Annotated in this window: 6 protein-coding genes; all 6 read right to left on the reverse strand. The window is 78.0% G+C overall.

From position 1 onward, the window contains the following. Nucleotides 1–143: 143 nt before the first annotated feature. Nucleotides 144–962, reverse strand: a complete 819-nt coding sequence (locus GC089_RS12995) for a PP2C family serine/threonine-protein phosphatase (RefSeq protein WP_155378019.1) — start codon at nt 960–962, stop codon at nt 144–146. After that, nucleotides 959–1,189, reverse strand: coding sequence for an FHA domain-containing protein (locus GC089_RS18475; protein ID WP_196250704.1), 231 nt, complete (start codon nt 1,187–1,189; stop codon nt 959–961). Before GC089_RS18475 ends, GC089_RS12995 begins: the two co-directional genes overlap by 4 nt. Nucleotides 1,190–2,320: 1,131 nt before the next feature. Continuing rightward, nucleotides 2,321–4,882 (reverse strand): transglutaminase domain-containing protein, encoded by a 2,562-nt coding sequence (locus tag GC089_RS13005; protein ID WP_155378021.1) that lies wholly within the window; start codon nt 4,880–4,882, stop codon nt 2,321–2,323. Then, nucleotides 4,879–6,261 (reverse strand): DUF58 domain-containing protein, encoded by a 1,383-nt coding sequence (locus GC089_RS13010; protein ID WP_230684795.1) that lies wholly within the window; start codon nt 6,259–6,261, stop codon nt 4,879–4,881. The genes GC089_RS13005 and GC089_RS13010 overlap by 4 nt, the downstream gene beginning before the upstream one ends. 1 nt (nt 6,262) lies before the next feature. After that, entirely contained in the window at nt 6,263–7,228 is a 966-nt protein-coding gene (locus GC089_RS13015) for a MoxR family ATPase (protein WP_155378022.1), read from the reverse strand. A gap of 31 nt (nt 7,229–7,259) precedes the next feature. Continuing rightward, nucleotides 7,260–13,229 (reverse strand): Ig-like domain-containing protein, encoded by a 5,970-nt coding sequence (locus GC089_RS13020; RefSeq protein WP_155378023.1) that lies wholly within the window; start codon nt 13,227–13,229, stop codon nt 7,260–7,262. Between the last annotated feature and the right edge of the window lie 79 nt (nt 13,230–13,308).

Here is a 13,308-nt window from a genome sequence, read left to right on the forward strand (position 1 = left end):
CACGGCGGGCGCGCGCACCACCGTCCGGTCGTCCGGCCCCTCGTCGTCACCGGGTGCGGGCGTCGGCCCGGGAACGGGCGGGACGTCCACCGCGTCGGTGGGACCCGGCGTGCCCGCAGCACGCGGGCGTCGGCGGAACAGGCTCATCGGCGCACCACCCTGGTGTCGTCGGCGGAGTCGGTGCGGGTGGCGGTGCCGCGCGAGGTGTCGTCGAGGCCCGGCGAGCGCCCGCCGGACAGCACGTCCACCACGACGACGGTGACGTCGCGGCCCGCACCGGCCCGCGTCGCGTGGCCCACGAGCGCCGACGCCGCCGTCGCGGGAGCGCCGCTCAGGGCGAGCACCGCCTGCAGCGTCTCGTCCGCGAGCGGGTGGACGAGACCGGCGGTGCACAGCAGCAGGCGCTCGCCGTCCACGACGGGCAGCAGCCAGGAGTCCGCGGTCGCGCCCGGCGCGCCGACCGCGCGGGTCAGGGTGCCCGGCGCGGCACCACGCCGTGCGCCGCGCGCGTCGTCGCCGTGAGCGACCGCGTGGTCGACCGTGAGGCGGTGCAGCTCCCCGCGCAGGAGCCGGTAGACGCGCGAGTCGCCCACGTTGAGCACGAGCCAGTGCGGGCGCCCGTCGTGCACGGTCAGGACCGCGCCGGTGACGGTGCTGCCGGCGCGTCCTCGGGTGTCCCGCGCGAGCGCACCGACCTCCACGTGCGCGCGCTCCAGTGCGCGGCGGACGTGCCCGACCGTGGCGGGCTCGCCGGCCGGTACCTCCGCGGCGAACGCGTGCACGACCGCGGCGCTCGCGGCGGCGCCCGTGCCGTCCGGTCCGCTGCCCTCCGCCAGCACGAACACCGGCGGCGCGACGCGCGCGTCGGTGGCGTGCGAGCCCGGCCGGCCGGCGCCCGTCGGCGCGGCCGTGGCCGCCGCCGTCACGAGCACCACGCCGCCGACCTCGTGCCGGCCGCTCATCGCGTCGCCTCCTCGCGCCGCTCCAGGGTCATGCCCACGTCCCCGAGCCGGACCCGCCCGGCGACGCGCTGCGCCTCCCCGGCCGCGATCAGCCGTTCGGCACCACCGGCGTCGGCGAGCACGACGCCGTTGGTGGAGCCGAGGTCCGTCACCCACCAGCCGCCGTCGCGCAGCTCGAGCCGTGCGTGCGTCTTGGACAGGGTGCGGGTCGCGTCGGCGAGGGCCACGACCTGCGCCCCGTCCTCCGTCTGCGGGGGCGGCGCCCCACGACGACGACGGGACGCTCGAGCGGCACGACGCGGCCGTCGTCGAGCCGCAGCCGCCAGTGCCGGGCCCGGGGACGCGCCGCGCGCACGACCGTGCGCTCGGCGTCGTCGTCCGCCTCCGCGGCGCGGGATGCGCCGAGGGTGGTCGGCACGTCCTCGACGTCGGGGGGCGGGGGCGGGGCGGCCGCCGGAGGCGCCACGGGGGCGGCCGCAGCGGGCTGCGCGGGGGCGTGCGCCGCGGGCTGCGCGGCGGCGTGCGCCGCGGGCTGCGCGGGGACCGCCGCCGGGGGCTGCGCGGGAGCGTGCGCCGCGGGCGGGGCCGCGGCTGCCACGGGAGCGGGAGCGGCGAGCGGCGCGGGAGCCGGCACCGGTGCGGGGGCCGGCGCCGGTGCGGGCACGGCGAGCGGTGTGGACGCAGGCGCCGGAGCGGGAGCCGGAGCAGGCGCAGGCGCCGCGTGGGACACGGGCAGGGGCAGCACGGCCGCCGCTGCGGCGCCGGACGGGCCGGCCGCACCGGCGCCGGCGGCCACGCCGACCGCGGCGGGCGCGGACCCGTGCCCCGGGAGGGCACCGTGCCGGGCGCCGGGGCCCGGTGCGGGACCGGTCCGGCCGGTCCCCGTGTGCTCGTCGAGGCCTGCGGAGGCGTGCCCGGGCTGACCTGCCGGCACGTCCACCCGCGCAGGCGTGCGGCCCCAGCCGACCACGCTCGCCCACACGGGCGGGAGCAGGACGGCCAGGACGGTCGTCCCCGCCCGCGCCCGAGGGCGCGCCCCACGCGGTGCGCCGCGACCGCCCGCAGCACGAGCCCCCACAGCTGGACCACGGGCACGACGTGGTAGAGCACGGACCAGCCCGGCAGGCCGCCACGCTCGAACAGCTCGACCTCCTGCACGACGGGCGTCCAGGCCTTCCACGACGGGGCGCCGAGCCGGCGGAACAGCGCCGCCAGGGCCGCGCAGTACCAGACCCAGCACAGCAGCGCGACGAGCAGCCCGACGCCGCCGAGCACGACGGCCGTCGCGCGCGCGGCCTCCGCGGCCGCGGCCTCCTCGGCGGGCGTCGCGGACGGCACCCACGACCACACGGCCACGCTCACTCCTCCTCCGCGGCGGCGGCAGCCGTGCGGCGCCGGCCGGGCGCGAGCGACCGCAGCACCGACGCGCCGCTCAGGGCGGCACCGACGCGCCGCCACGGCGGCTGCTCCTGCGCGAGCGCCGCGACCTCCGCGTCGCTCGCGTCCCAGGCGGCCGCCGCGTCCTGCGGGCTCGGCGGCACCGCCGCGAACACGGCACGGTCGACGAGCGCCGCGAGGTGGACGGTCCCCTCGCGCCCGGAGGCCGCCGCGGCCGCGCCGCGGGTCGGCCCCTCGAGGGGCACGCCCAGGTCGGTGGACCGGTCGACGAGCTCGGCCCAGGCCCCGACCACGGCCACCTCCGGCACGGCCGCGCGCCGACGCCGCCGCCGCCGGACGGCCTTGGCCACCGGCAGCACGAGCAGCGGTGCGACGAGCAGCGCGAGCCCGCCCGCGACGAGGCCGACCGTCCGCAGCACCGCCAGCCAGGGGCTGTCCCCGAAGCGCGCCTCCTCGTCGGCCGCGTCCTGGTCGTCACCCGCGCCGTCGCGCGTGAGGACCGGCGGGTCGACGACGGGCAGCTCCGGCGGCTCGACCGTCGTGGGGTTCTGCGGGGCCTGCGTGCCCTGCTCCACGCGGACCGGCGGGTTGGCCACCTGCGGGTCGACGTCGAGGGTCACCCAGTCGCCGCCCGGGCTGCGCACCTCGACCCACGCGGCCAGGTTGGCGCCGGTGCACACCTCGGTGCACGCGGGCACGGTCGCACCGGGGACGTCCACGAGCCGGACGCCCATGACGACGCGCGACTCGTAACCGAGGTACCGCGCGACGAGCGCCGCCGCGGCGGCGAGCTGCTCGTCGTCGCCGACGGCGGCGACGAGGGCGGCGTCGTCGGCACCCGGCCCGAGCGCCTCCTCCTGCTCCACGAGGTCCGTGAACAGCTCCTCCACCCGGGCGCGCGAGTGCCCGGCGTAGCTGGTCTGGAACACGTACGGCCCCTGCGCCTGCAGCGCCGAGATCCACGCGTCCGCCGCGGCGTCGTCCGCGACGGCGTGGCTGAGGTAGCTGCGCGCGCGGAGCCGCTCGACCAGGGTGACGAGCGCGTCCGCGTCGCGGCCGACCTGCTGGCTGTCCACCCAGGCGGCGAGCTGCGGGTGCAGCGCGGCCAGCTGCTCGTCGTCGACCTCGCCCGGCGGGCCGAGGTCCTGCGCCCCGGTCCCCGACGACGGCGCCGCGGCGACCCGGTACGAGTCGCCGGGGGCGAGCCCGCGGCCGGCCGGCCCGCCGTCGGCCACCGTCACCGCGGAGCCGTCGTCCGGGGCGAGGTAGAACGACGCGGCCAGCGCGTCCGCGCGCAGGCCCGCGAAGCGCGGTGCGGCGACGACGCCCGACGGGACGGGCACCCAGATGCCCGACCACGCCTCGCCGACCACGACCTCCACCTGCGCGGTCGCGCCCGTGGTCGACGAGCGCGGCAGGCGCAGGAAGCGCCCGGCCGGCCCGTCCGCGCCGACGCGGAACGCGGCGCCGTCGTAGGCGTCGAGCACCGCGGTGCGCAGGCGCTCCACGCCGGTGCCGTCGACGGCGACGCGGAACATCTCCTCGTCGAACGCCTCCGACCGGAACGCGGCGCGGTACGACGTCAGGGGGCTCGGCTGCCGCTGCACGGCGAGCACGGGCTCGACGTCCTCGCGCAGCACGTGCCGCTGCGCCCAGCCGGGCGTCCCGGGCGCCACCCACGCGGCGGCGCCGACGGCGAGCCCGACCAGCACGAGACCGGCGACCGCGCGCCCCAGGGTCGTCGCGACGCCCCGGCGCCGCCGGCGGGCCTGGCCGCCGCTGCCCACACGCACCGCGCGCCGGCGGGCGACGGCGGCGCGCACGACCGCCCACAGGACCGACCAGACGACGAGCGCCGCGAGCCCGAGCGTCGTGCGCCCGTCGGGCACCCGCACCGGGCCGAGCTCGAGCGCGGGCTGCGGTGCGACGGGCCCGAGGGCGGGTCCGAGCAGCGCGAGCAGGGCGAGCACCGGCACGGCGAGCACCGCGCGGGAGTCCCGGCGGACGGCGAGCGGCGCCCCGACGGCCGTCGTCACCACGACGGCGACGAGGAACGGGACGAGGACGGCCTGGTACTCCTCCACCGGGAGCTCGAGCGTGAGCAGCTGCTTCCACCCGACGACGACGCCCGCGACGGCCTCGACGAGCCCCGCGGGCCAGCCACGCAGGTCGGCGCGCCACGGCACCGCGACCGGCACCGCGACGACGAGGAACCCCGCCGCGACGACGAGCGCGCGCCGCAGCGGCCCCCAGCGCCGCGCCGCGCCGAGCAGCACCCCGCCGGCCCCGACGAGCGTGCCCGCGGCGGCGACCACCGCGAGGCGCGGCGTCGCCCAGACCGGCCACGCCAGGACCACGGCGACCGCGACCGCGCCCAGCAGCCACAGCACCCCGAGGACGCGCTCGGCCCCGCCGCGCCGCCCGGGCCTGCGCCCGCGGGACGACCCGCGCGGCGCGCCGGCGGGTGCGGCCGCCGGCTGGGGCGCCGGCCCGCGGACGGGGGCGTCGACGACGGCGGTCATGCGCGGGCCATCCGGTGCACCAGCGGCCCGAGGTCGCCCAGCGCGCCGACCGTCACCACGGTGAGCTCGCGCAGGGTGCGTGCCCCGGGGTCGGCGTCCCGCTCGCAGCGAAGCGCGATCACGGTGGTGCCGGCGGGCAGCGCGTGCGCGGCCGCACGCAGGCGGTCCGCGCCGGGCACGGACCCGACGACGAGGAACGCGACGGACATCTCCGGGCACGTGCCGGCCGCGAGGGACGCGACGTCCTCGAGCGGCGTGGCCCGCTCCCCCGCGCCGAGGGTGCACGTCGCGTCGAGCAGGGCGCGCGGTGTCGCGGTGGGCAGCGTGCGCAGCGAGACCACGGCACCGCGCGTGACGCGGGGCGCCTCCTCGCTCGTCGCGACGTAGGCGTCCTGCCCGTCGCGCAGCGCCTGGACGCCGAGGGAGGCGAAGACGCTGACCGCCAGCTCGAGCTCCTCCTCGTCCGCGAAGTCCCCGGCGGCCAGGCCGAGCAGCAGGGCCAGGCGCGAGCGCCGCGTCTCCTCGAACTCGCGCACCATGAGCCGGCCGACCTTGGCCGTCGAGCGCCAGTGCACGTTCCGGCGCGAGTCCCCCGGCTGGTACTCCCGGATCGCGTGGAAGGCCAGGTCGGACGCGACCACCTTCGCGGACGGCATGCCCTCGAGGTCGCGCACCACGCCGGCGCTCGTCGAGGGGACGACCGTCGTGACCGGGTGCACGTGGATGGTCCGGGTGACGGGCCAGCGGACCTCGCGGCGCAGCAGGCCGACCGGGTCGGAGCGGGTCAGCGTGAGGGGCCCGACGTCGATGACGCCGCGCCGGTGGGCCGCCACGCGCAGCGGCTCGTCGTGGGCACGGCCCGGGCCGAGCAGGGGCACCTGCACCTCGACGAGCCCCTCGCCCACGGGCACGTCGACCAGCACGGGCAGCGCGGGGCGTCCGCCCGTGTTCACCAGGCGCACGGCGCCGGTGACCTCCCGTCCGGCCACGGCGCGGTCCTTGTCGAGCACGAGGTCGACGTCGTACTCGTGCCCGCCGAGCAGGAACGGCGCGGACAGCACGAGCAGCACGGCGCCGGCGACGACGAGCACCCACCCCGCCGTCCAGCCCGCCAGCGGGCCGAGGACGAGCCCGAGCAGCACCGCCCCGAGCACGGTCCACCCCGCGGGCGTCAGGGTGCGCGTGACCGCGCCCCAGGTGCGCACCAGGGCGCGCCGCAGCCGCTCGGCGGCCCGCCGCACCACGAACCACGTGCTCGCCCACGGCCCGCGCTGCGTCTCCACGACGCGCGTCACGGTCATGCCGTGCGTGCGCGTGGCGGCCCACGTGCCGGTGCTCTCGAGCGTGCGCCGCTCGCGGGAGGTGTCCTGCCCGGTCACGTCACGCGGCGCCGTTCTCCGCGGGTGCCGCGACGTCGAGCAGGATCTGGCCCATGACGGCGCTCGGGGTCACGCCGTCGAACTCGGCCTCGGGCTCCAGCAGCAGGCGGTGCGCCAGCACGGGCTCGGCGAGCGTGCGCACGTCGTCGGGCGTGACGAAGTCGCGCCCCTGGGCCGCGGCCCACGCGACGACCATCCGGGACAGCGCGATCGCCCCGCGCACGCTGACGCCCAGGCGCACCTCCGCCGCGTGCCGGGTCGCGTTGACCAGGCGCAGCACGTAGTCGTGCACGATCGGGTTGACGTACACCTGCGACGCGAGCTCCCCCATCTGCACGAGCGTCGAGGCGTCGGCGATGCCCGGCACGTCGCGCCGCGGGTGGGCCGAGCCCTGCAGGATGCGCATCGTCGACGCGTCGTCGGGGTACCCCAGCGACGTCTTGATCATGAAGCGGTCCAGCTGCGCCTCCGGCAGCCGGTACGTGCCGGCGGACTCGACCGGGTTCTGCGTCGCGACGACGAGGAACGGGCGCCCGACCGACCGGGTGACGCCGTCGACCGTGACGTTGCCCTCCTCCATCACCTCGAGCAGCGCGGCCTGCGTCTTGGGGCTCGCCCGGTTGATCTCGTCCGCCAGGACGACGTTCGCGAACACCGGCCCGGCGTGGAACTCGAACTCGCCGGACTTCTGGTCGAACACCGTGATGCCGGTGACGTCGCCGGGCAGCAGGTCGGGGGTGAACTGGATGCGCGTCGAGGTGCCCCGGATCGTCTGCGAGACGGCGCGCGCGAGGGCCGTCTTGCCCGTGCCCGGGAAGTCCTCGAGCAGCACGTGGCCGCCGGCCACGGCCGTGGCGAGCACCAGCTCGACCACGTGGCGCTTGCCGAGGACGGCGTGCTCGACGTTGTCGACCAGCGCGCGGAAGGAGTTCGCGAACCAGGTCGTCTGCTCGGGCGTCAGGGGCATCGGGGGCTGTCCCGCTCTCGTGCTGGGGCGCTCAGGGCGCGGTGGGGGTGGTGGGGGTCGGGGTGGGCTCGGGCTGCGGGACGGGGCACCGTTCCCCGCGGTTGTCGTGCGTGACCGGGCTGAGGCCGGCGAACGCGCCGGTCCAGGTGAGGGTCCAGCGCGTGACGAGCCGCCCGCCCTCCTCCACCTGCTCGACGGCGACGCGCGCCGCGTCCTGGGCACCGCCGGAGACGACCACGTCACGTCCCGTGGGGTCGACGGTGCAGGTGCGCACGGGGAACTGGACCGTGACCGTGCTCGGCGCCAGTGCCGGGTCGCGCGGGACGACGACGGCCGGCGAGCAGTTGTCCGGGTTCCGGTAGCTGCACTGGCGCGCCTCGACCCGCGGGTCGACGACGCCGGCCGGGAGCTCGAAGCCGCTGCGCCACCCGCCGCCGTTCACCTGGAACTGCAGGTTCAGGAACGGCTCGTGACGGACGGAGGGCTGCTTGACGTCGGCCCACACGTACCGCCCGTCCTGCGGCGGTGCCGGCTGGTTGCGCACGCCCCAGCCCGACTCGACCGACGGCGACGGGAACGGCGTGAAGACCATGACCTCCCCGACGAACTTCAGGTCGGTGCCGAACCCGTTGGAGCCGCAGACGTACACCCCGTAGCGCTCGTCGTTCTCCAGGCCGCCGATGGTCGGCGCCTCGGTCACCGCCCCGCCGCGCCCCGACAGGTGCGCACGACGGTCACCGCCCATCGTGCAGGTCGGCTCCACCCCGCGGGGGAACGCGCCGTACAGCAGGCTCGTGCCCAGTGCGCTGCCGTTGGGGTCGACCGACGCGCCGCTGACCGTGATGGACCGGTCGCCGGAGGCGGCCGTGCCTCCCGTCACGAGGGGGGTGCCCGCGACGGTCACGCTCGCCTGGCTGGGGTTCCCGGACGCGTCCGTGCCGCCGTTCGGGGGCACGAAGCGGCTGAGCGGGACCACCGTGACCGTCTGCGCGCCGACCGGCAGCACGACGTCGACGGTCGTCTCGCCGCGACCCGAGCGCGGCACCTCCGCGTCCAGCCCGCTGACGCGGAAGGCGCGGGCGTCGTCCGCCGCGGCGATGGTCACGCGCGCCACGCCCTGTGTCGGGCTCGTGCGTGCGGGGTCGTAGACGGCCTCGGCGCGCACGCCGGCCACGGCGGGCGCCGCGTAGGCCCACGCCTGCACGGGCGTGCTGTCGGGCGACTCGCCGACGGCGTTGCGCACGCGTGCGGTGTACCCGTGCGGCTCGCCGTTGCGCAGCCCGCCCACGGTGCAGCGGTACGTGCTCGCCCCCGCCGGGGAGCACGACGCCGCCACCGGCTGCCCGTCCTGGTAGACGGTCACGCCGCTGACGGCCGGGTGCGCCCGGCCGGCCTCGCCGAGGGCGAGGTCGAGGACCACGGAGGACGCGGTGTACGACGCGAGCGTCAGCGAGCCCGGCTGCGCGGGGTAGCCCAGCACGTCGAGGTCGACGCGGCCGGCGCCGAGGCGCCCCTGCGCGTCACGGACCGTGAACGGGACGGCGCAGGTGCCGCCGGCCGGGCGGCTGCCGGCGGGCCACGAGACCCGGACGGTGCCGCGGTCACCCGCGCTGACGGTCGCCACCGCGCACGCCACGGTGCCCGCCGAGCCGACCTGCGCCAGCTCCAGGCCCGCGCCGGGCCGCCCCGCGAACGGGTCGTACTCGCCCGCCACGCCGACCACCGGGATGGTGCAGCCCGAGCCGTCCGCCACGTTGCAGGTGGCGGCGATCGTCGCACCGCGCGGGGCGTCCGTCGGCGCCGCGCCGACGAGCAGGTCGACCGTCGACTGCAGCCCGCCGTACTGCGCGACGCGGACCGTGACGGTCGCGCGCGTGCCCGGCACGGCGTTCGCCCGTGCGGTCACCGCCAGCGTCCGGCCGTCCTGCTGCAGCTCGAGCGTGCCGCCGGCGCCGGACAGCGACGTGGTGAAGACGATGGAGCCCTCGTCACCGACGCGGCCGCCCTCCCACGACAGCATGGAGCCGAGGTCGATGGTCTCGGTCGCACCGGGCGCGACGGTGCGGCTCACGGGTGCGAGCACGGCCTGCGGCGCGGCGGGCCGGATCTCGACGGGCACGAGCACGTCCGTCCAGGTCTCCTGCCCGACCACGCGCACCGCGACCGTGCAGGTGTCCTGCCACGGCGCACCGGACCCGGCCGCGTAGCGCAGCGTGCCGTCGGCGGTGACGGTGCACCGGGCGGCCGAGCGCTGGGCGACGGGCGCCGGGTCCGTGCGCACCTCGAGGCGGTCGCCCCGCCCCGCCTGCACGACCGACGACAGCCGCGTCTCGGCGGTCGCGTCCTCGTCGACGGCGAGCGGGTCGAGGTCGTCGAACGTGGTCAGCCGCATGTCGTCGAACGCCGGCACGCGCAGCAGCCCGTACGCGCGCACCTGCGTGCCGCGCGCGTCGGTGCCCTCGAGCACGAACGGCACCACGGCGCCGCCGCGCGGCAGCGGCCCGCTGATCCGGGTCCCGTTTGCGGTCCAGGTCGCCGCGGCGTCGCCCCACACGGACAGCCGCAGGTCCCCCGGGCGGCCGTTGGCCCAGCGGACCTTGCCCTCGACGACGTCGACGCCGGCCCCGGAGAGCTGGTCGCGGTCGCGCAGCGTCACCACGGTGTCCGCCACGAACGGCTGCTCGCCGGTGGCGTCGGCGACCACCTCGACGACGACCAGGCCCTCGGCCGTGCTCACGCCGTCGGAGGCGGTCACCGTGTAGACGTACGCGTGCACGCCGAGCACGTCGCCCGCGCGCAGCACCACGACGCCGTCCTCGAGGGACGTGCCCGCCTCGTCGACGAGGGCGTCGAGGCGCGCGGCCTCCGGGGTACCGGGCAGGGCGTCCGAGCGCAGCGCGGTCAGCGTCAGCGGACCGCCGTCCGGCTCGCGGTCGTTCGCGAGCGGTTCGAGGGTCACGGGCTCGTCCTGGCTCGCGGTGACGCGCACGTAGTCGACGTAGGCCACGGGGGCACCGCTGCGCGCGCCCGCGGGCAGCACGCCGACCCGCACGGTGCCCGTCGACGTCGCGCCGCGGCTGTCGCGCAGCAGGTAGGTGAACGTCACCTGCTGACCGGGCGTCAGGGTCGACGGCGCGACGAAGCGCAGGCCGTCGCCCGTCTCCGCGACCGTCGCCGCGCCCTGCCCGGGCTCGGGCCGGCCGACGCCCACGAGCGTGACCGCGTCCCCGTCGGGGTCCGTCCCGGCCGGGTCGAACTGGATGCGCACGGTGCCGCCGGCGACGACGCGGCCCTCGAGGACGGGCGCGACGGGCGGGCGGTTCGCGGTGGCGTCGACGACCGTCACGGTGACCGTCGCCGAGGACGTCCGCGAGGTGTCCTGGCTCCAGGCGACGTCGTACCCGACCGTGTACGTGCCGGGCGTCTCCGGGGCCACGTACCGCACGGTGCCGCCGGACACGAACGCGAGCTCACCGGGCGTGCCGGAGGTGACCAGGTCCGGCAGCAGCGTCGTGCGGCCGCCCATCGGGGCCACGTCGTTGTCCGTCACGGGGATGTCGACGGTGCCGCCCACGCGGACCGTCGCCACGTCGGGCTGGGCGACGACGCCCTGCCCGGTGACGGGCCCCACGAGGAAGACGGCGACCTTGCCCTGCGTCCGCACGTCGGCACCGTCGGTGACGGTGACGGTGACCGTGCCCAGCAGACCGGGCTGCGCGTCGGCGCTCGTCGCCCGCAGGCGCAGGGCGGTCGCGTCGATGACGTCGACGCCGAGCGCGGGCGAGTCGGACGTCGCGAACGACACCATGAGGACGTGCCGCGCGGCGCCCTGCACCGCGGAGACGACGTCGACGGTCGTGTCCTCGTGCGCCCACACGTACGCGGTGGTCGGCGGCAGCACGACCGCGCGGTCGTCCGCGGGCACCCGCACGCGCAGCAGCGCGCTGCGCTCCACGCCCGTGAGGTCGTCGTGCACGGTGAAGGTGACGGGGTGCTCGCCGGCGGTGTTCGCCGTGACCTGGACGCGCATGCCGGCGCCGGTGGCGGCGACGGTCACGCCCGCGCCGCCGTCGACGCCCACCGGCACGACGTCGCGCAGGCGGTAGCGCCCCGAGCCCGACGTCACCTGCGGCGCGAGGTCGATGGTCTTGGTGCGGCCCTCGCTCACCACGAGCACCGTCCCGTCGACGGCCAGGTCGGGCGCCGACTGCACGGCGACGTCGAGCGTGCGCTCGGTCGTGCCACCCCGCGAGTCCGCGACGACCACCGTGAGCGCGGTCGAGGCGGCCGCGGCGTTCGGGTCCGTGTGCCGGATCGTCAGGGACCCGTCGGGGCCGGCGGCCACCTGCAGGGGCGCGGTCGGGTCGGCCACCTCGACCGACTGCAGCACGAACGGGTCGCCCTCGGGGTCGACCCACGCGTCGAGCACGCCGATGCGCGCGGTGCCGCCGGGCGCGAGGACGGCCGTGGGCCACGTCTGCGTGCAGCCCTCGACCTCGCACCAGGCCGGCGGCCCCTGGGCGTCGTCGGGCACGACCGTCAGGGTCACGGTGACCGGCTCGGAGCGGTCGGTGCCGTCGGTGACGGCGTACGTGAACGTCGCGGAGCCCTCGAGCGCGGTGACGGACGCGACGACGACCTGGTCGTCGTGCGCGAGGCGCAGCGACGCGAAGGCCGGGTCGGACATCGGGCTGAGCGACTCGGCGTCGACCGTGAGGACGTCGCCCGTGTTCGGGTCGTGGTCGTTGAGCAGGACCGGCAGCCGCACGTCCTGCCCCGGTCGCACGCCGAACGCGTCCGGGGTGGCGACGGGCGGCATCTGCTGGGTGACCTCCTCGACGGCGCTCGTGCCCGTCGTGCGGTCGTCCTCCTGCGTCGCCGTCCACTGCGACAGCGGGACCGCGCGTCCGTCCGGCACGGTCCACAGGGCACCCGAGCCGGTCTCCTCCAGCACGGCGCGGCCTCCGTTGCTGCGCACGACCGGGTGCAGGTCGGGCAGCGTCTCGAGGGCCTCGGCGTCCACCTCGAGCGCGACGGGCTCCGCCCCCGACGTCCACAGTGTGCCCGCGGTCGCCGTCAGCCAGGCGGCCACGCGCGTGCCGTCCGCGAGGCGCACGGGCGACGCGGGCGTGCCCTCGGCCTCCTGCGTGCGCCGCGCGTCGCCCTCGTCGAGCGGCACCTCGAGCAGCCCGTCGCGGTCGGCCACGAGGACGGTCGAGCCCGTGCTCGTCGCCTCCTGCAGCACCGCCCCGGCGCCGGCGTCCGTCTGCACGGCCGCCTCGCGCGCCGCGGTCCACAGCCGCCCGTCGGACGCGTCCAGCAGCACCCAGTCGCCCCCGACGAGCGTGAGCCGCACGTCGACGACCTCCTCGGGGCCGTCCGCGACCTCGACCGGCCCCTCGAGCAGCGCGCCCGTCGCCGCGTCCAGCACCCGCACGGTGCGGTCCGACGCCCCGTACAGGGCCACGCGGCCGGCGTCGTCCACGCTCACCGCGTCGGCCGCCCACGGCTCCGCCGGCTCCTCGTCCTGCGCCTGCGGCGTGGCCGAGGCCGCGTCGAGCCCCTCCGGGTCGAGCGGCGTGGCGGGCGTCGTCGGGTCGGCGTCGAGGCGCCGCACCGAGGCGGTGCCCGTGTCGTCGAGGAACACCATCCAGTCGCCCGACGCGGCGACCTGCTGCGTGCCGCCCGGCGTCGCGAGCGCCTCGGCGCCCTCCTCGCCGTCCCCGCCGTCCTGGCGCAGGTCGGCCGGCAGCGCCGGGTCGACGGTCCACAGCTGCTGCATGCCCTGGGCGACGACGGCGGCACGCGCGCCGTGCTGGACGACCGTCGTCGGGTCGTCGACGGACCGCACGGTGTCGATCTCGCCGAGCTCGGTGTCGAAGCGTGCGTACTGCCCCGCGTCGCGCGCGACCCACACGGCGGTCTCGACCGCGGGCGTGCGCTGCGCGTCGTACCCCTGGGCGAGCACGGCCGCCGTGACGCCGAGCGCGGCGACCACCACGACCGCGGCCGCACGCAGGCGCGCGGGCAGGCGGCGGACGGCGGGGGCGGCCGGCGCGGGTGCGGGCCGGTTCCCCGGG

The sequence above is a fragment of the Cellulomonas sp. JZ18 genome, assembly GCF_009720485.1.
GTDB lineage: Bacteria > Actinomycetota > Actinomycetes > Actinomycetales > Cellulomonadaceae > Cellulomonas.

Coding starts and splice junctions, on each gene's coding strand:
- GC089_RS12995 (WP_155378019.1), bottom strand. CDS start 962: ATGAGCGGCCGGCACGAGGTCGGCGGCGTGGTGCTCGTGACGGCGGCG.
- GC089_RS13005 (WP_155378021.1), bottom strand. CDS start 4,882: ATGACCGCCGTCGTCGACGCCCCCGTCCGCGGGCCGGCGCCCCAGCCG.
- GC089_RS13015 (WP_155378022.1), bottom strand. CDS start 7,228: ATGCCCCTGACGCCCGAGCAGACGACCTGGTTCGCGAACTCCTTCCGC.